The sequence below is a fragment of the Actinomadura kijaniata genome (assembly GCF_014138665.1).
In the GTDB taxonomy this organism is placed as follows: domain Bacteria; phylum Actinomycetota; class Actinomycetes; order Streptosporangiales; family Streptosporangiaceae; genus Spirillospora; species Spirillospora kijaniata.
Map to the genome: position 1 here is coordinate 237,881 of NZ_JACJIA010000011.1, position 17,583 is coordinate 255,463.

Below are 17,583 nucleotides of genomic sequence, written 5' to 3' on the forward strand. Positions count from 1 at the left end.
CGGGTGGCGCACCGCACGTTTGGGGGCCCGCCCGCCGGACAGGTCCCACCCCATGGACACGCCCGTCAACGTCCGGCCGTGGCGCGCGCTGTCGGTCTGCCTGGTCGCGTCGTTCATGACCCTGCTGGACGTCAGCATCGTCAACGTCGCGCTGCCCTCGATCCGCTCGGGGCTGGACGCCTCGGAGGCGGGCCTGCAGTGGGTGCTGTCGGGGTACGCGCTGGCGTTCGGGCTGGTGCTGGTCCCGGCCGGGCGGCTCGGCGACGCCCGCAGCCGCCGCGCGGTGTTCATGAGCGGGCTGGCGCTGTTCACCGCCGCCTCGGCGATGGCGGGCCTCGCGCCGGCCATCGGCTGGCTGGTGGCGGCGCGGCTGGTGCAGGGCGTGGCCGGGGGCCTGCTGAACCCGCAGGTCGCCGGGCTCATCCAGCAGCTTTTCGAGGGGCCGTCGCGGGGGCGGGCGTTCGGGGCGCTCGGCGGCGTCATCGGCGTGGCGACCGCCGTCGGGCCGATGCTGGGCGGCGCGCTGATCGCGCTGGCCGGGCCGGAGCACGGCTGGCGGTGGGTGTTCCTGGTCAACCTGCCGGTCGGCCTGGTGGGGCTGGTGCTGGCCCGGCGGCTGCTGCCGCCCCCGGTGCGCGGGCCGCGGCGGGGCCAGGACCCGGTCGGGGTGGTGCTGCTCGGGGCGGGCGTGACGGCGCTGATGCTGCCGCTGGCGCAGGAGCAGCAGTGGCACGGCTGGGCCAAGTGGCTGCTGGTCCCGGCGGGCGTGGCGGTGCTGGCGGCGTTCACGCGCTGGGAACGGCGCTGCGCGGCCCCGCTGGTGAACCTGTCGCTGTTCCGCCTGCGGTCCTACGCGCTGGGCGCCACGATCGCTCTGCTGTACTTCGCCGGGTTCACCGCGGTCTTCTTCATCTTCACCCTGTACCTGCAGAACGGCCTGCACTACAGCGCCCTGGCCGCCGGGCTGGCGATCACGCCGTTCGCGGTCGGGTCCGGCGCCGCCTCGGTGCTGGGCGGGCGGCTGGTGGGGCGGCTGGGCCGCCCGCTGGTCGCCGCCGGGCTGGCGCTGGTGGCGTTCGGGCTGGCGGCGGCCTGGCTGGCGGTGGAGCTGCACCCCGGGCGCGGGGTCGCCTGGTGGACGGCGCCGCCGCTGCTGCTGGCCGGGATCGGCAGCGGCCTGGTCATCTCGCCGAACCAGACGATCACGCTGTCGCAGGTCCCCGTCGCCGAGGGCGGCAGCGCCGCCGGGGTGCTGCAGACCGGGCAGCGGCTGGGCACCGCCGTCGGGATCGCCGTGACCGGCGCGGTGTTCTTCGCCACGGTCGCCAACGGCGGCGACTGGGCGGTGGCGTTCCGGCACGGCCTGCTGGTCGTGCTGGCGTTCGTGCTCGCCGCCCTGGTCGCCGCCGGCTACGACCTGCTCAGCGGCCCCTCCGCCGCGCGGCGCGAACGGCGGCCCCGGCCAGCAGCCCGGTCGCGAGCGTGACCCCGCCGAGCGCCAGGTTCTGCCTGCGCAGGCGGGCGGGGATCCGCGCGTACGGCATCGTGCTGAACGACACCAGCTCGTACCGCGACACGTAGCGCCCGGCCAGCCGCCGTTCCAGCGCGTGCTGGACGGCGTGGGTGGCGCGGTAGAGCGGCTGGGACACCCGGTCGCGCATCTCGACGAAGTTGTCCAGCGCCATCTCGGCGATGGCGTCGGTGTTGGCCTTGCGGCGCTCCTGGTACAGCGACAGCGCGCGCGGCCAGTGCCCGTCCGCCTCGGTCAGGCACCGGTCGATCTCGATGCAGTCCTCGAACGCGCAGTTGGCGCCCTGCCCGTAGAACGGCACGATCGCGTGCGCGGCGTCGCCCAGCAGCGCCACCGTCGCGGTCCGCCCCCGCCGCACCCACGGCCAGCACCGCACCGTCACCAGCGAGCCGTTGGGGTTGGCGGCGTAGTCGCCGGTCAGCCCCGGCATCAGGTCGACCACGTCCGGGTAGTGCTCGCGGAAGTGCGCGGTCACCTTGGCGGGGGTGTCCAGCGCCGTCAGGTCGTCCTTCGGCCAGAACAGCGTGCAGGTGAACGACCGGTCCAGGTTCGGCAGCGCGATCATCATGGAGGTGCCGCGCGGCCAGATGTGCAGCGCGTCGGGGTCCAGCGCGAAGTCCCCGTCGCGCGCCGGGACCGTCAGCTCCTTGTAGCCGTGCTCCAGGAAGTCCAGGTCGGCGTCGAACCCGACCGCGCGGCGGACCGCGCTGTAGGCGCCGTCCCCGGCCAGGATCACCGTCGCGGACTCGGTCTCGGGCCCGTCCGGGCCCTCCATCGTCAGCAGCCCGGCGTCGGCGTCCACGCCGGTCACCTTCCGCCCGAACCGCAGCGTCACGCCCGGGGTGGCCTCGGCGGCGTCCAGCAGCTCCTGGTTCAGCTCGGCGCGGCTGATCGAGTTGATGGCCCGGGTGCCGTCGGCGCTGTAGGACTGGAAGTTCACCTCCCCGCGCAGGGGATGGACCCTCCGGCCGTGCATCGGCAGCGCCCGCTTGAGCGCCTGGTCGCGCAGGCCGACCTGCTCCAGGGCGGCCAGGCCGCGCGCCGACACCGCCAGGTTGATGGAGCGGCCCCGCTCGGCCCCGGCGACCCGGGGGTCGGGGCGCCGCTCGTACACCGTCACCGCCAGGCCGCGCCGTCCCAGCAGCGTCGCCAGCAGCGCCCCCGCCAGGCCCGCGCCGACGATCGCGATCCGTTCCCCACCGGTCTCACGCGCCATGGACCACGGTCTCCTCGATCTGCGACCGGACCTCCCACAGGTCCGGGAAGGCCGGGGCGAACAGGGTGGAGCGCAGGTAGTCGGCCCCGGCCGACCCGCCCGTGCCCAGCTTGGCGCCGATGGTCCGCTCGACCATCTTCACGTGCCGGTACCGCCACTCCTGCACGCCCTCGTCGATGTCGACCAGCGCCTCGCACACCTCGGCGGCCGGGCCGTTCTCGTCGGCGTACACCTCCAGCAGCACCTTCTGCAGGTCCGGGTCGGGCAGCCACGGCTCGGCGACGTTCCGCTCCAGCGCCGCGTGCGGCACCGCGTAGCCCTGGACGGCCAGGTAGCGCAGCAGCGAGTCCAGCAGGGACGGCCGACGCACCGCCGCCCGCAGCCGCGCGTCGTCGCGCAGGTCCGAGGCGGGGAACGCGCGCCGCCCCAGCACCGCCTCCAGCTCGCGGAACTGCGCCGACTGGAAGCCGCTGGAGGTGCCCAGCTCGTCGCGGAACGTGGCGAACTGCCGGGGCGTCATCGTCTCCAGCACGTCCATCTGCCCCACGATGGTCTTGAGGATCTTGGTGATCCGGCGGGCGGTGCGCAGCGCGCCCGCGCTGCCCCCCTCCGCCAGCCGCCGCTGCAACAGCCCGGCCTCGTGCAGGATCTGCTTGAACCACAGCTCGTACACCTGGTGGATGATCACGAAGAGCAGCTCGTCGTGCGCGTCGGTGCGCGGCCGCTGGCAGTCCAGCAGCTCGTCCAGGCGCAGATAGCTCCCGTAGGTGATGTTCTCGTCCGCCACCGCGTCCCCTCCTCCCGGTACCCCGTCGTACCGAGCCCGGTGATCCTCTCAGAACCATCCTGACCGGTAGATACCCGGCAGACCCTAGGTCGATGGACCGGTCCTTCGTCAGGGAGTGGAGGGAGATGAGTTATCGAAACGTGATCTGTGGGGCGTCCCGGAACGTCCGGCCCGTTCGGCGGACCGGCCTCCGCTAGCCTGCGACCAGAATCCGATTCGGAGGAGGGCCCGATGGCCGGGATCGTCAGGGAGTTCGTGGGGCTGCCGTCGCCGCTGGTCGGCCGGGCGGGCGCGGGCGGCCACCCCTGCCAGGGCGTCTACCACCGGCCCGCCGGGGCCGCGCCCACGACGGCGTTCATCGCCGCGCACTACAACGTCGACTTCTCCGAGCACTACCTCGCCGAGCACCTGGCGGCGCGCGGCCACGGCTTCCTCGGCTGGAACACCCGCTTCCGGGGCGCCGAGGCGTACTTCCTGCTCGACCACGCCCTCGCCGAGATCGGCGTCGGCGTCCGCTGGCTGCGCGAGCGGGCCGGGGTCGAGCGCGTCGTGCTGCTCGGCAACTCCGGCGGCGGCTCGCTGATGGCCGCCTACCAGTCCCAGGCCGTCGAGCCCAACGTCACCCCGGTCGCCGGGATGCGGCCCGTCGCCGCCATCGAGGACCTGCCCGCCGGGGACCTGTTCGTCGCGCTGGCCGCCCACTCCGGCCGCCCCGAGGTCCTCACCAACTGGATGGACCCCTCGGTCACCGACGAGGCCGACCCGCTGTCGGTGGACCCGGAGCTGGACCCCTTCGACCCCGCGAACGGGCCGCCGTACAGCCCTGAGTTCCAGGCCCGCTACCGCGCCGCCCAGCGCGCCCGCAACGAGCGCGTCACCGACCGGGTCCTGGAGCGGCTCGACGCCCTGCGCGGCACCCGCGCCCGCGACCGGCTGTTCAACGTCCACCGCACCTGGGCCGACCTGCGGATGATCGACCCGTCGATCGAGCCGTCCGACCGGCGGCCCAACCGGTGCTACCAGGGCGAACCGGCGAAGGCCAACTACGGCGTGTTCGGCATCGGCGCGCTGTGCACGCTGCGGACCTGGCTGTCGATGTGGAGCCTGCGCACCTCGCAGTGCGCCGCCGCCCCGCACCTGGCGCGCGTCGCCGTCCCGTCGCTGGTGATCCACGCGACCGCCGACGAGGGCGTGTTCGACAGCGACGCGCGGGCGGTGCTCGGCGCGATCTCCGCGGAGGACAAGCGGCTGGAGCTCGTCCGCGACGGCCACTACCTGCCGGAGTCGCGCCCGCTGGCCGCCGACCTCATCGACGGCTGGATCCGCGAACGCTGACCCGCGCCCCCGCCCTCAGGCGCGGTCGCGGGAGATCTCCAGCAGCCGCTGCTGCCGCATCGCGCCTGGAAGGTGAAGCGGAACGCCTCCGGCGCGGTCGGCGCCACCGCCATGCCGTGCGGGACGTGGACGCCCGCGTTCCCGAACCCCAGGCCCGCGAACGTCGCGGCGAGGGCCATGTCGGCGCGCGCCGGGCGGTCCCCGCCGACCGGCGGGTTCAGGTGCTCGGCGGTGTCGATGCCGGACCCGCCGCCGACCGCGACGAACGCCTTCCACGGCCCGCCGCCGCGCGCGTGCTCCGCGGCGGCGCGCAGGCCGGCGTCGGCCGGCTCGACGTGGACGCCGTCGTAGACCTCGGCCGCGATCCCGTAGGCCTTCATCGCGTCGGTGACGACCAGCGCGGTGCGCACGCCGTGCTGCGCCAGGTCGTGCCCGATCTCCTCGCACGCGCCCGGCCCGAGCTTCAGCCGCGGGCCGGCAGGTCAACGGCGGCGGGCCCTACCCGGCGGGCCGGAACGCGGCCACGAGCGCGTCGGCGAGCGCCGCGCCGCACGAGCCGTCCGGGTCGCGTTCGGGGTCGTAGATGGTCACGTGCGCGCCGACGGCGCGCGGGCTCGCCGCCAGCACGCCCAGCACGGTGGTGAACTCCGCCAGGTCGATCCCGTCGGGGTTGGGGGAGTCCACGGCGGGCATCACGCGGCGGTCGAGGACGTCCACGTCCACGTGGATCCAGAAGCCCTCGACGGGCGCGGCCTCCAGGTCGGCCCGCGCCGCGTCGGCCGCCGCCCGCGCGCCGTGCTCGCGGACGTACTCGATCGGGTACCTGCGGACCGCCGACCGCTCGAAGACCTCCAGGTCCCAGCCCTCGACGTCCTCCGGCTCCACCTGCCGTCCGACGTGCACCGCGTGCTCCTCGGCCACGTACGGCCCCAGCCCGTGCCGGTCGCTGAGCGGCGCCGGACCGTGCCCGGTGACCAGCGCCAGCGCCGAGCCTCCGGCGGTGAGCTCACCCGCGAACCGCTCGGGGTCGCGGCGGGGCGAGTAGTCGTCGTGCCCGTCCAGGTAGGCCAGCCCGAACGCGCCGCGCCGCCGCAGCGCCAGCGCAGGGCCGAGCGCGATGCCGCACTCGCCGCCCAGCAGCAGCGGGAACCGCCCCGCGTCCAGCAGTTCCCCGACCCGGCCGGCCAGGTCGTCGGCGTAGGCGGCGATGCCGAGGCCGTTGCGGTAGCCGGTCACCGGCTCCGGGTCGGGGGAGTAGGGCGGCGGCGTCACCCGCCCGGCGTCCTCGGCGCCGAGCCGTTCCACCAGGCCGTGCCCGCGCAGCGCGTCGGGCGCGAACCGGCAGCCCGGCTCGTGCCCCGGGCGCGGCGGCCGCAGGCCCAGGCCGCAGGGGGCGTCCAGGATCGCGATCCGGCGTTCCACCGGGTCCTCCGCTCTCGGTCCCGTCACAGCGCGGCGACGATCGCCTTGGTCAGGTCGAGGGTCATCGGGTCGGCCGGGCCCGGGATGCTCGGAGTGTCGGTGGTGAACCCGAACGCCACCCCCGTCTCGGGGTCGGCGTAGCCGAGCGCGCCCGCCGCGCCCGAGTGCCCGAACGCGGCGGGCCGCCCCGCCGGGGACAGCTCGAACACGATCCCGTACCGCGTCGGGAAGCCGATCACGGCGTCCTCGCCGTCGCTGACCACCGCGCTCACCTCGCGGATCGTCTCCGGCGACAGCAGCCCGCCGAGGGCCGCCGCGTACACCGCCGCCACGCCCCGCGCGCTGCCGAACCCGCCGATCGACGGCACCCCGGCCGCCCGGAAGTCGCGCCGGGCCAGCAGGTCGCCGTCCCCGCCGCCCCACTCCAGGTTCATCGCGACCGCGAACAGCTCCGGCATGAAGTCGGGGATCCCCTTGTCGCCGCCGAAGAACAGCGGCTTGGGCTGCACCACGCGCGGCTCCTCGCCCTCGGGCAGCCCGATGAAGAAGTCCGCCCCGTACGGCCCGGCGATCTCGCGGTGGTAGTACTCGCCGAGGGACGTCCCGGTGACGCGCCGGACCAGCTCGTCGACGAGCGTCCCGATCGTCAGCGCGTGGTAGCCGTGCCGGGTGCCCGGCTCCCAGACCGGGGCCTGGGCGGCGAGGCGTTCGGCGAGCCGCGTGTGCCCGATCAGCTCCTCGACGGTGAAGCCGCCGTCGACGTTGAGCAGCCCGGCCCGGTGCGCGGCGAGCGTGCGGACGGTGACGTGCTCCTTGCCCGCCCGCGCGAACTCCGGCCAGTAGCCGGCGACCGGCCGGTCGGGGTCGAGCAGCCCGCGTTCGACGAGCAGCGCGACGGCCACGCCCGCCACGCCCTTGGTCACCGAGTAGACGCCCTGGAGGCTGTCGGGCCCGTAGCCGGGGCCCGTCCACAGGTCGACGACGCGTTCCCCGCCGACGTGCGCGGCGACCGCCGCGTTCACGCCGGGCTTGGCCGCCGCCGCCTCGGCGAACACCTCCCGCACGGCCTCGAACCCGCTGCGCACTCCACCCGACACCCGCTCCGCCACACCGGCCTCCCCGCGCTCGGTCCGGCGCTCACGCTACCGGCACGGATCCGCCGCGGAACAGGGCCCAGAACGCGGAGGCGATCTCCGCCGGGGGTTCCGGGCGGTCCCGGGCGACCCAGTGGGCGATCACGCCGACGAGCGCCCCGGCCAGGTACGCGGCGTGCGTCTCCGCCGGGACGGCCGCGCAGCCGTCCGGCCGCCGCCCCTCGGCGAAGCCCGCGGCCAGCTCGGCGGTGAGGCGCGCGCGCATCCCCGCGGTGAAGCGCGCGCTGCCGTGCGGGCCGAGCATCCGCGCGTACAGCGCCGCGTTGGCCGCGACGTGCTCGAACAGCCCCACCAGCGGCTCGGGCGCGCGGTCCGGCGGCGCGTCCAGCGGGCACAGCGCCGCCGCCCGCGCCAGCTCGGCGACCGCGTCCTCCATCGCGGCGGCGACCAGGGCGTCCACGTCGGGGTAGTGGAGGTAGACCGTCGCCCGGTTCACCTCGGCGCGCCGGGCCACCGCCGCCATCGTGATCGCGCCGGCCTCCCGCTCCGCGACCAGGGCGAGGACCGCCTGCTTCAGCCGGGCCCGGGTGCGCCGCGCGCGCGGATCGTCGGGGTTCACCCCGCCACCATACGACAAGCGTCGCTTAAACAACACATGTTGTTTAAGCGACAGGTGTCGTTTAGTGTGGCCGCCATGCGAATCGAGATCTGGGCGGACGTGGTCTGCGCGTGGGCGTACATCGGCAAGCGGCGGCTGGAGAAGGCCCTGGCCGGCTGGGACGGCCCGCCCGTGGAGGTGGCGTGGCGGCCGTTCCGCATCGACCCGACCGCGCCGCCGCGCGCCACACCGCTGGAGGAGCTGTACCGGGACCCGATGGTCGACGACGCGCTGCGCGCCTGCGCCCCGCACCTGACGCCCGCGCAGAACCGCGTCCGCGTCTCCGCGGTCGCGGCGGCCGAGGGCCTGGGCCCGCGCTGGGGCGCGGCCTGGCGCGCCGACAGCGGCGACGCGCACCGCCTGATCGCGCTGGCCGGGGAGACCGGGGGAGCGCCGCTCCAGGACGCCGTGGCCGAACGCGTCCTGAAGGCGCACTGGATCGACGCCGCCGACATCGGCGACCCCGCCGTGCTGGCCGCCGTCGCCCGCGACGCGGGCTTCGCCGAGGGCCCGGCCCTGCTCGCCACCGGCGCGGGCCGCGCCCTGGTCGCCGAACGCCTGCTCACCGGGAAGGCGCGCGGCGTCCGCACCTCGCCCACCCTGGTCGCCCACGGCCGCGCCCTCGCCGGGGCCCAGGCCCCCGAGGCGGTCCGTGGGTTCCTGGCCGACGCCGCCGCGCACCCGCCCCGTCCCGTGCCGGCCGAGGTGGAACGGCTGCGCCTCGCCGAGTCGCTGCTGACCGCCCGCGACCCCCTCGGCGCGCTCACCCTGCTGCGCCCCCTGCTGGACGAGCACGGCGGCGACCGGGGCGTGCGCCTGCTGGCCGCCCGCGCCTACTACGCCTCCGCCCAGCTCAACCGCGCCCGCGCCACCCTGGAACGCCTGGTCGCCGACCACCCCGACGACTCCTACGCCCGCCACCTGCTCGGCCGCACCCTGCACCGCCAGAACGACGCCGGGGCGGCCCGCCACCTGACCCTGGCGGCCGCGATGACCCCCGCCCTCGGGTAGGAGGAACCGCCGGGCGCATGGTCCCAGGGTGCCGCGGCGGTCTCGTTGTGACGGAGGAGGAAAAGCCGCGAACGGTTACTTACCGTGAGGGAATGACGCCTGCTCCGCTCCCGTTCGCCGTCAGCCGTAGGACCGTCCTCCAGGGAACCGCCGCCACCGCGCTCGCGGCCGGGCTCGCCGGGGCCTCCCCTCGCCCCGCCCATGCGGCCCGGCCGCTTCCCGCCTGGTACGACGACGCCAAGTTCGGCGTCTTCGTCCACTGGAACCCCGCCGCCATCCCCGCCTACGCGCCCCTCACCTCGGTGAACGAGCTGGGGTTCGGCGCGGCGAACCAGCCGGAGTGGAAGCAGCGGCAGCTCTGGCGGCTGCTGCCGTACGCCGAGATGTACCAGAACACCCTGGCCGTCCCCGGCAGCGAGACCGCCCGCTTCCACGCCGCCCGCTACGGCAACCGGCCCTACGACGCGTTCGTGGAGGAGTTCCGCACCAGGAGCATCCGGGACTGGGACCCCGACGCGTGGGCGGAGCTGTTCCAGCGCGCCGGAGCCCGCTACGGCGTCCTCACCACCAAGACCGAGGACGGCTTCCTGCTGTGGCCGAGCGCCCACCGCAACCCCCGCAAGGCCCGCTGGCAGTCCACCCGCGACGTCCCCGGCGAACTGGCCGCCGCGCTCCGCCGGCGCGGTGTGCGCTTCGGGGCCTACTACTGCGGCGGCATGGACTGGACGTTCGGCGGCCTGCCCATCACCGACGACGCCTCGTTCATCAACGCGCTGCCGCGCACCCCCGGGTACCTGGGCTACACCGACGCCCACTGGCGCGAGCTGGTCGCCCGCTACAAGCCGAGCGTGCTGTGGAACGACTACGGCTTCATCCCCGGCAAGGACGTCCCCGGCCTGCACCGCGACTACTACCGCCAGGTCCCCGACGGCGTCGTCAACGACCGCTTCGACCAGAGCGGCGAGGGCGGCACCTCCCGGGTCCCCGCCGACTTCGCCACCGTCGAGTACGGCGAGGGCACGCCCCCGGCCAACGGCAAGTGGGAGGCGTGCCGGGGCATCGGCACCTCCTTCGGCTACAACCGCCTGGAGTCCGACGCCACCTACCTGACGCCCGCCGCCCTGATCCACTACCTGGCCGAGACCGTCGCCGACGGCGGCAACCTGCTGCTCAACGTCGGCCCCACCGGCACCGGCCGCATCCCGCCCGAACAGGAGGAACGCCTGCTGGCCGTCGGCCGCTGGCTGAAGGCCCACGGGCACGCGGTCTACGGCACCCGCAAGTGGCAGCGCTCCCGCGGCGTCACCACCGAGGGGCTGAAGGTCTGCTACACCGCCGCGTCCGACGCCGTCCACGCCATCGTCCTCGGCGTCCCGCACGGACGGACCGTGGACCTCGACCTCCGCCTCACCCGCGGGGCCACCGCCCACCAGGGCAACGCCCGCGACCGCCTGCGCTGGGAGAACACCCCGCACGGCACCCGCGTCACCCTCCCGGCCCGCCCGCGCGACAAGGAGGCGTTCACCCTGCGCTTCGCCCCGCCCGCCGCCGTGAAACCGGTGACCGGCTGACCCGCGTCACCGCGACGCCGCGCCGAGGGACCGCCCGGCCGTCAGCGCCCAGGCGGCGAACGCCACCGGCATCGCCATGTCGCCGGGCACGGCGATCCCCGGCGCGCACAGCACCGCGCCCGCCGGGACCGGCCACACCCAGGCGACCGGCCACAGGACCCCCTGGAGCCGGTCGCGGAACTCCTGCGCCAGCAGGCCGGTGTGGAACGACTCGACGACCGCCAGCGCCGCCACCACGCCGCGCGGCCCGGCGGCGAGGGCGACCGCGGTCAGCGCGGGACGTTCGCGACGGTGCCGCGCCCACAACGCCAGGACCTGCGGTACCAGGGCCGCGACCGTCATCACGCCCAGGGCGCTGGCCGCGAAGGCCGTCGCCTGGACCGTCGCGTCGTTCCAGTCGCGCCCGACCTTCCGGGCGTCCAGCAGCATGCCCCGCCTGTGGTCGGTCGTGAGGGTCGATGCCGCCGTGTCCGGGTGATTTCCAGGGAGTTCCCCGCCGCCCTCTAGGGTGAGCGGCGGCGGCGGTAGGCGGCGGACTTGGCCTTGTTCCCGCAGGCGGTCATGCCGCACCAGCGGCGCCGCCCCGCGTGGGAGGCGTCCAGGAACAGCCGCGTGCAGTCGGGGTGGGCGCACTGCCGGACACGTCCGGCCGCCGGTCCGGCCAGCAGGTCGATGGCGTCGCGGGCGAGGGTGGACAGCGCCTGGTCCAGGTCGCCGTGGTGGCGGACCGCGCCGTCGGCCAGGACCGGCGTCAGGGGCGGGTGGCCGGCCGTCCGGTTCAGCAGCGCCACGTCGGCGGGGTCGGGCTCGCGGTGTTCCATCACGGCCCGGGCGGCGTCGTGGACGGCCTCGCGGAGCCGCCGCACCCGCTCCAGGCCGGCCGCGTCCACCTCGACGCCGGCGACCAGGCCGGACCGCTCCAGCCAGGAGCGGACGTCGCCGGGCGCGGTGAGGGTCTCGCGGGGGCGATCGTGGTGGCGCACCTGGAGGGTGGTGGTGAGGTCCAGGCAGAGCCGGCCGCTCAGGAAGGTGAACACGTCACCATATTGACCGGTGACGCCGGAACCTGACAAGGTGGCGTCACCGGTCAATATGGTGACGAAGGGGGCGGTGTGGCGTTCGGAGCCGACGGTCTGGCCCGCTATCTGGCCGCCGCGATCCTGGTCCGGGGGTCCGACAGCGGCGCCGCCGTGGGCCTGGTCCTGCTGGCCCTGCGGCCGGACGGCGGGCGCGGCGCCGCCGCCACCGGGGGGCTGCTGGCCGCCGCGCTGAGCGCCCCGCACCTGCTGGGGCCCTGGCTGGCCCGCCGCCTCGACGCCGCCGGCGACGACCGGCGCCTGCTGGCCGGGGCCTTCGCGATCTATGCCGCGGCGCTCACCGCCGGGACCCTCGCGCTCGGCCGCGCGCCGCTGCCGGTGGCGCTGCTGGCCGTGGCGGCGGCCGGCTGCTGCGGCCCGCTGCTGACCGGCGGCCTGAGCAGCAGGCTCGCGGCGGGAGGGGATCGCCGCGTCCAGGGCTGGGACGCGCTCACCTACGGTGTCGGCGGCACGGCGGGCCCGGCCGCGGTCGCCGCCGCCTCCGCGTCGTGGGGGCCGGTGGCGGCGCTGCTGGGACTCGCCGCCGCGACGGTCCTCGCCGCGGCGCTGACGCTGACCCTGCCGTCCCGGCCCGCCGCGCGGCCGCGCCCGGACGCCCCCGCCGACGTCCGGGCGGGGATGGCGCCGTTGTGGCGGCGGCCCGAGCTGCGGCGCGTGACCGTGATGACCCTGCTGGCGGCCCCGCAGCTCGGCGCGCTGCCGGTCATCGCGGCGGCGGTCGGGGACCGGCTGCGCGGGACGGCGGAGGCGGGCGCGACGCTGACGACGGCGTTCGGCCTGGGCGGCCTGGCCGGGGCGCTGCTGGTGACGGCCGTCCCGCTGCGCGGCGAGCCCGAACGCGCGGCGACCCGCCTGTTCGCGGCCCTGGCGGCGGTGACGGCGCTGTGCGCGCTGGCCCCCAGCTACCCGGTGGCGCTGGCCGGGTTCGCGCTGATCGGCGTCGCCAACTCGCTCTCCTTCACCGCCGTCCTGGCGGCGCGCGCGGCCTACTCCCCGCCCGCCGCGCGTGCGCAGGTGTTCGTCACCAGCGCGGGGCTGAAGATGGCGACGGCCTCGGTGGGCGCGGCCGTCGCGGGCGCGTTCGCCGGGATCGGCGGCGCCGCGCTGCTGCTGCTGGCGGCGACGGTCACCGGAAGCTCGGTGGCGCTGTCGATGGCCGACCGGGCGCGGCCGTGAGACCCGGCGGGCGCCTGCCGCGTCCCGGCCCGTCCCGGTCCGCCGGGGCGGGCTACAGGTCGCCCGCGACCTCGCGGACCGCGCGCAGCGCCTCGGTGATCCGGGCCGCCTGCGCCGGGTCCAGGCCCGGCAGGCCGAAGTCGGCGCCGTGCAGCGCCGCGGTCGCCTCCTCGGCCAGCGCCCGGCCCGCGTCGGTGATCGCGGCCAGCACCACCCGGCGGTCGTCGGGGGAGGGGGCGCGGGTGACCAGGCCGCGCTGCTCCAGCCGTCCGATCACGTTGGTCACCGACGCCGGGTGCACCATCAGCCGCACGCCCATCTTGCCCATCGGCAGCGCCCCGGCCCGGGTGAACGCCAGCAGCCGCAGCGCCTCGTAGGCGGCGAAGGTCAGGCCGAACGGCTTCAGCACCGCCTCCACCCGGCTCAGCAGAAGCTGCTGGGCGCGCATGACGGAGGTGACCGCCGCCATCTGGTCGGCGTGCTCGGGCCAGCGCAGGCTCCACTGGCGGCGCGCCTCGGCGATCGGGTCGCGCGTGTCGCTGGACTGGGGGGTGTCGGGGCTGGTCACGGGCCCACCGTACGGTACCCGCGCCCCCTTGACGGAGTCGCGCACGGAAACTATTTTAACTTCCAAATATTGGATGTCCAAGAGTTATTCGGAGGTCTCGGTGACGGGCTCCACGGGATCGCTGCACGTGCCGGTCCACCCGGTCCGGTTCGTGACGGCGGCCGCGCTGTTCGACGGGCACGACGCGGCCATCAACATCATGCGGCGCATCCTGCAGTCCCAGGGCGCGGAGGTGGTCCACCTCGGCCACGACCGCTCGGTCCGCGAGGTGGTCGACGCGGTGCTGGAGGAGGACGCCCAGGGCGTGGCGGTCTCCTCCTACCAGGGCGGCCACGTCGAGTACTTCGAGTACCTGGCCAAGTCCCTGGCCGAGGCCGGGGCCGGGCACGTGAAGGTGTTCGGCGGGGGCGGCGGCGTCATCGTCGCCGAGGAGATCGCCCGGCTCGCCGACGCCGGGGTGCGGATCTTCTCCCCCGAGGACGGGCAGCGCCTCGGCCTGCCCGGCATGATCAACGAGCTGGTCCGCGACTGCGACGTGGACCTGGCCGCCGACCCCGCGCCCGCCGACGCGGTGCTGTCGGGCGACCGCCGCGCCCTGGCCCGCGCCCTCACCTGCCTCCAGGCCGGGAAGCTGCCCGAGGAGGACCGGCGCGCCATCCACGAGGCCGCCGCCCGCCGCCGCGTCCCGGTGCTCGGCATCACCGGCACCGGCGGCTCCGGCAAGTCCTCCCTCACCGACGAGCTGGTCCGCCGCCTGCGCGTCGACCAGCAGGACAAGCTGCGCGTCGCCGTCATCGCGGTGGACCCGACCCGGCGCCGCGGCGGCGGCGCCCTGCTCGGCGACCGCATCCGCATGAACTCCCTGGACGGCGACCACGTCTTCTTCCGCTCGCTGGCCACCCGCGGCGCGCGCGAGCTGCCCGAGGGCATCGAGGGCGTGCTGGAGGCCGTCAAGGCCGCCGGATACGACCTGGTCATCCTGGAGACCCCCGGCATCGGCCAGGGCGACGCCGCGATCGTCCCGCTGGTCGACGTGTCGCTGTACGTGATGACGCCCGAGTTCGGCGCGGCCTCCCAGCTCGAGAAGATCGACATGCTGGACTTCGCCGACGTGGTGGCCATCAACAAGTTCGAACGGCGCGGCGCCGCCGACGCCCTGCGCGACGTGGCCCGCCAGCTGGTCCGCAACCGCGAGGCGTTCGGGCAGCGCCCCGAGGACATGCCGGTGTTCGGCACCAGCGCCGCCACCTTCAACGACGACGGCGTCACCGCCCTCTACCAGCACCTGGCCGGGCTGCTCGCCGACCACGGCCTGCACCTGGCGGAGGGCGCGCTGCCGAGGGTGGACACCCGGACCTCCACCGGCGCCGCCCAGATCATCCCGCCGGGCCGCGTCCGCTACCTGTCGGAGATCGCCGAGACGGTCCGCGGCTACCACGCCGAGACCGAACGCCAGGTCGAGGCCGTCCGCCGCGTCCAGCGGCTGGACGAGGTCCGGGCCGAGCTGTCGGAGGGCGCCGCCGCCGAGGTCGGCGAGCTGCTCGACCGGGCCCGCCGCGACGTCAGCGCCGAGAGCGCCGACCTCGTCGCGACCTGGCCCGCCGTCGTGGAGTCCTACTCCGGCGACGAGCAGGTCGTGCGGATCCGCGACCGGGAGATCCGCACGAGGCTGACCCGCGAGTCGCTGTCGGGCAGCCGCATCCCGCGCGTCGCGCTGCCCCGCTACCGCGACCACGGCGAGCTGCTGCGCTTCCTGCGCCGCGAGAACCTGCCCGGAAGGTTCCCCTTCACCGCCGGGGTGTTCCCGTTCAAGCGCGACAACGAGGACCCCGCCCGCATGTTCGCGGGGGAGGGCGACCCGTTCCGCACCAACCGCCGCTTCAAGCTGCTGTCGGAGGGCCAGCCCGCCACCCGGCTGTCCACCGCGTTCGACTCGGTCACCCTCTACGGCCGCGACCCCGACGAGCGCCCCGACGTCTACGGCAAGGTCGGCACCTCCGGCGTCTCCATCGCCACCCTCGACGACATGAAGGCGCTCTACGACGGGTTCGACCTGTGCGCGCCCACCACGTCGGTGTCGATGACCATCAACGGGCCCGCCCCCACGATCCTGGCGTTCTTCCTCAACACCGCCATCGACCAGGGCTTGGACCGCTTCCGCGAGGAGCACGGCCGCGAGCCCGACGCGGAGGAGGCCGCCGGGATCCGCGCCGGGGTGCTGTCGACCGTGCGCGGCACCGTGCAGGCCGACATCCTCAAGGAGGACCAGGGGCAGAACACCTGCATCTTCTCCACCGAGTTCTCGCTGCGGATGATGGGCGACATCCAGGAGTGGTTCATCGCCAACCGGGTCCGCAACTTCTACTCGGTGTCCATCTCCGGCTACCACATCGCCGAGGCGGGCGCGAACCCCATCAGCCAGCTGGCGTTCACCCTCGCCAACGGCCTCACCTACGTGGAGTCCTACCTGGCGCGCGGCATGGACGTCGACGACTTCGCGCCCAACCTGTCGTTCTTCTTCTCCAACGGCATGGACCCCGAGTACAGCGTCCTCGGCCGCGTCGCCCGCCGCATCTGGGCGGTGGCCATGCGCGAGCGCTACGGGGCCAACGAGCGCAGCCAGAAGCTCAAGTACCACGTGCAGACCTCGGGCCGCTCGCTGCACGCCCAGGAGATGAACTTCAACGACATCCGCACCACGCTCCAGGCGCTCATCGCCATCTACGACAACTGCAACAGCCTGCACACCAACGCCTACGACGAGGCCGTCACCACCCCCACCGCCGCGTCGGTCCGCCGCGCCCTGGCGATCCAGCTCATCATCAACCGCGAGTGGGGCCTGGCGATGAACGAGAACCCGCTGCAGGGGTCGTTCGTCATCGACGAGCTCACCGACCTGGTGGAGGAGGCGGTGCTGTCGGAGTTCGACCGGATCAGCGAGCGCGGCGGAGTGCTCGGCGCGATGGAGACCGGCTACCAGCGCGGCCGCATCCAGGACGAGTCGATGCTGTACGAGCAGCGCAAGCACGACGGCTCGCTGCCCATCGTCGGCGTGAACACCTTCCGCAACCCGGACGGCGACGAGGAAGCCGCGGCGCCGCTGGAGCTGGCCCGCGCCACCGAGGGGGAGAAGCGCTCCCAGCTGGAGCGGGTGCGGCGGTTCCAGCAGGAGCACCGCGACGACGCCGAGACCGCCCTGGCCCGCCTGAAGGAGGTCGCCCGCACCGACGGCAACGTGTTCGAGGTGCTGATGGACGCCGCCCGCGTGTGCAGCCTCCAGCAGATCACCGACGCGTTCTTCGAGGTCGGCGGCCAGTACCGGCGCAACGTCTGAGCCGCGCATGACGCTCGTCCACGACGACACCGGCGCGCCCGTTCCCGTCCCGGAACGGGTGCGCCGCGTGGTGTCCCTCGTCCCGTCCCTCACCGAGACGGTCGCCGCGACCGCCCGCGGCCTGCTGGTCGGCGCGACCGACTGGTGCACCCACCCAGGCGACCTGGACGTCGCGCGCGTCCGGGGCACCAAGAACCCCGACGTCGAGGCGATCGTCGCGCTGGAGCCCGACGTCGTCCTCGGCAACACCGAGGAGAACCGCGCCCCCGACGTCGCGGCCCTGCGCGCCGCCGGGATCCCCGTCTGGATGACCGAGATCCGCACGGTGGACGGGGCGCTGGCGTCGCTGCGCCGGATGCTGGCCGGGGCCTGCCGCCTGGACGCCCCCGCCTGGCTGGACGAGGCCGCCCGCGTGTGGGCCGGCGTCGAACCCGGCCCGCCCCGCACGGCGGTCGTCCCGATCTGGCGGCGCCCCTGGATGGTCGTCGGCCGCGACACCTTCACCGGCGACGTCCTGGCCCGCCTCGGCGTCCGCAACCTGTACGCCGGCCACCCCGACCGCTACCCGAAGATCCCCCTCGACGAGCTCAACGCCGCCGGACCCGACCTGGTGGTGCTGCCCGACGAGCCGTACCGGTTCACCGCCGACGACGGCCCCGAGGCGTTCCCCGGGATCCCCGCCGCCCTCGTCAACGGCCGCCTGCTCACCTGGTACGGCCCCTCCCTGGTCGAGGCCCCGGGCGCGCTCCGCGAGCGGCTCGCCGGCTGAGAAACCCGAGTGCG

16 protein-coding genes are annotated in these 17,583 nt (G+C 75.2%); 7 read left to right on the forward strand and 9 right to left on the reverse strand.

What is annotated here, in order from left to right:
- The first annotated feature begins 52 nt into the window (after positions 1-52).
- The gene (locus HNR61_RS34545) at positions 53-1,486 is read left to right on the forward strand and encodes an MFS transporter (protein ID WP_182847334.1); all 1,434 of its coding nucleotides are present in this window, start codon (positions 53-55) and stop codon (positions 1,484-1,486) included.
- On the opposite strand, the gene HNR61_RS34550 is transcribed toward HNR61_RS34545, so the two are convergent.
- Positions 1,422-2,747: an FAD-dependent oxidoreductase gene (locus HNR61_RS34550; RefSeq protein WP_182847335.1), complete on the reverse strand. Its 1,326-nt coding sequence runs from the start codon at positions 2,745-2,747 to the stop codon at positions 1,422-1,424. The genes HNR61_RS34545 and HNR61_RS34550 overlap by 65 nt on opposite strands.
- On the reverse strand, positions 2,737-3,534 hold the full coding sequence (locus HNR61_RS50180) for a tryptophan 2,3-dioxygenase (protein ID WP_182847336.1): 798 nt from the start codon (positions 3,532-3,534) through the stop codon (positions 2,737-2,739). The genes HNR61_RS34550 and HNR61_RS50180 overlap by 11 nt, the downstream gene beginning before the upstream one ends.
- 231 nt (positions 3,535-3,765) lie before the next feature.
- On the opposite strand from HNR61_RS50180, the gene HNR61_RS34560 reads away from it, so the two are divergent.
- On the forward strand, positions 3,766-4,869 hold the full coding sequence (locus HNR61_RS34560) for an alpha/beta hydrolase (RefSeq protein ID WP_182847337.1): 1,104 nt from the start codon (positions 3,766-3,768) through the stop codon (positions 4,867-4,869).
- Here HNR61_RS34560 and HNR61_RS34565 read toward each other — a convergent pair.
- From HNR61_RS34565 to HNR61_RS34580, 4 genes are read right to left on the reverse strand one after another with little or no spacing between them, the layout of a single operon-like run.
- Entirely contained in the window at positions 4,806-5,336 is a 531-nt protein-coding gene (locus HNR61_RS34565) for an iron-containing alcohol dehydrogenase (protein ID WP_182847446.1), read from the reverse strand. The two genes, HNR61_RS34560 and HNR61_RS34565, sit on opposite strands and share 64 nt — an antisense overlap.
- A gap of 31 nt (positions 5,337-5,367) precedes the next feature.
- Positions 5,368-6,291: an arginase family protein gene (locus tag HNR61_RS34570; RefSeq protein ID WP_312898244.1), complete on the reverse strand. Its 924-nt coding sequence runs from the start codon at positions 6,289-6,291 to the stop codon at positions 5,368-5,370.
- A 23-nt stretch (positions 6,292-6,314) separates the two neighbouring features.
- Positions 6,315-7,400: a serine hydrolase domain-containing protein gene (locus HNR61_RS34575; RefSeq protein WP_182847338.1), complete on the reverse strand. Its 1,086-nt coding sequence runs from the start codon at positions 7,398-7,400 to the stop codon at positions 6,315-6,317.
- A 28-nt stretch (positions 7,401-7,428) separates the two neighbouring features.
- The gene (locus HNR61_RS34580; RefSeq protein WP_182847339.1) at positions 7,429-8,004 is read right to left on the reverse strand and encodes a TetR/AcrR family transcriptional regulator; all 576 of its coding nucleotides are present in this window, start codon (positions 8,002-8,004) and stop codon (positions 7,429-7,431) included.
- A 75-nt stretch (positions 8,005-8,079) separates the two neighbouring features.
- Here HNR61_RS34580 and HNR61_RS34585 point away from each other — a divergent pair, with 75 nt between their 5' ends.
- Together HNR61_RS34585 and HNR61_RS34590 are read left to right on the forward strand one after the other, a co-directional pair.
- Positions 8,080-9,054, forward strand: a complete 975-nt coding sequence (locus HNR61_RS34585; protein WP_182847340.1) for a DsbA family protein — start codon at positions 8,080-8,082, stop codon at positions 9,052-9,054.
- A 92-nt stretch (positions 9,055-9,146) separates the two neighbouring features.
- Entirely contained in the window at positions 9,147-10,625 is a 1,479-nt protein-coding gene (locus HNR61_RS34590; RefSeq protein WP_182847341.1) for an alpha-L-fucosidase, read from the forward strand.
- A 6-nt stretch (positions 10,626-10,631) separates the two neighbouring features.
- Here HNR61_RS34590 and HNR61_RS34595 read toward each other — a convergent pair whose 3' ends face one another.
- Together HNR61_RS34595 and HNR61_RS34600 are read right to left on the reverse strand one after the other, a co-directional pair.
- Positions 10,632-11,054, reverse strand: coding sequence for a hypothetical protein (locus HNR61_RS34595; protein WP_182847342.1), 423 nt, complete (start codon positions 11,052-11,054; stop codon positions 10,632-10,634).
- A gap of 74 nt (positions 11,055-11,128) precedes the next feature.
- A complete protein-coding gene (locus HNR61_RS34600) occupies positions 11,129-11,662 on the reverse strand; it encodes a CGNR zinc finger domain-containing protein (protein ID WP_182847343.1) in 534 nt (177 codons plus the stop codon).
- A 75-nt stretch (positions 11,663-11,737) separates the two neighbouring features.
- On the opposite strand from HNR61_RS34600, the gene HNR61_RS34605 reads away from it, so the two are divergent.
- Positions 11,738-12,898: an MFS transporter gene (locus HNR61_RS34605; protein ID WP_182847344.1), complete on the forward strand. Its 1,161-nt coding sequence runs from the start codon at positions 11,738-11,740 to the stop codon at positions 12,896-12,898.
- A gap of 52 nt (positions 12,899-12,950) precedes the next feature.
- Here HNR61_RS34605 and HNR61_RS34610 read toward each other — a convergent pair whose 3' ends face one another.
- Complete coding sequence (locus HNR61_RS34610) at positions 12,951-13,466, reverse strand: MarR family transcriptional regulator (protein ID WP_376770290.1); 516 nt, start codon at positions 13,464-13,466, stop codon at positions 12,951-12,953.
- A gap of 73 nt (positions 13,467-13,539) precedes the next feature.
- Here HNR61_RS34610 and icmF point away from each other — a divergent pair, with 73 nt between their 5' ends.
- Together icmF and HNR61_RS34620 are read left to right on the forward strand one after the other, a co-directional pair.
- Entirely contained in the window at positions 13,540-16,800 is a 3,261-nt protein-coding gene (icmF, locus tag HNR61_RS34615; RefSeq protein WP_182847345.1) for a fused isobutyryl-CoA mutase/GTPase IcmF, read from the forward strand.
- A gap of 7 nt (positions 16,801-16,807) precedes the next feature.
- A complete protein-coding gene (locus HNR61_RS34620; protein ID WP_182847346.1) occupies positions 16,808-17,569 on the forward strand; it encodes a helical backbone metal receptor in 762 nt (253 codons plus the stop codon).
- Positions 17,570-17,583: the final 14 nt, after the last annotated feature.

Excerpts from the sequence above, each read along its gene's own strand:
- HNR61_RS34545 (WP_182847334.1), top strand. The coding sequence starts at position 53 with ATGGACACGCCCGTCAACGTCCGGCCGTGGCGCGCGCTGTCGGTCTGC.
- HNR61_RS34550 (WP_182847335.1), bottom strand. The coding sequence starts at position 2,747 with ATGGCGCGTGAGACCGGTGGGGAACGGATCGCGATCGTCGGCGCGGGC.
- HNR61_RS34560 (WP_182847337.1), top strand. The coding sequence starts at position 3,766 with ATGGCCGGGATCGTCAGGGAGTTCGTGGGGCTGCCGTCGCCGCTGGTC.
- HNR61_RS34585 (WP_182847340.1), top strand. The coding sequence starts at position 8,080 with ATGCGAATCGAGATCTGGGCGGACGTGGTCTGCGCGTGGGCGTACATC.
- HNR61_RS34590 (WP_182847341.1), top strand. The coding sequence starts at position 9,147 with ATGACGCCTGCTCCGCTCCCGTTCGCCGTCAGCCGTAGGACCGTCCTC.
- HNR61_RS34595 (WP_182847342.1), bottom strand. The coding sequence starts at position 11,054 with ATGCTGCTGGACGCCCGGAAGGTCGGGCGCGACTGGAACGACGCGACG.
- icmF (WP_182847345.1), top strand. The coding sequence starts at position 13,540 with ATGTCCAAGAGTTATTCGGAGGTCTCGGTGACGGGCTCCACGGGATCG.
- HNR61_RS34620 (WP_182847346.1), top strand. The coding sequence starts at position 16,808 with ATGACGCTCGTCCACGACGACACCGGCGCGCCCGTTCCCGTCCCGGAA.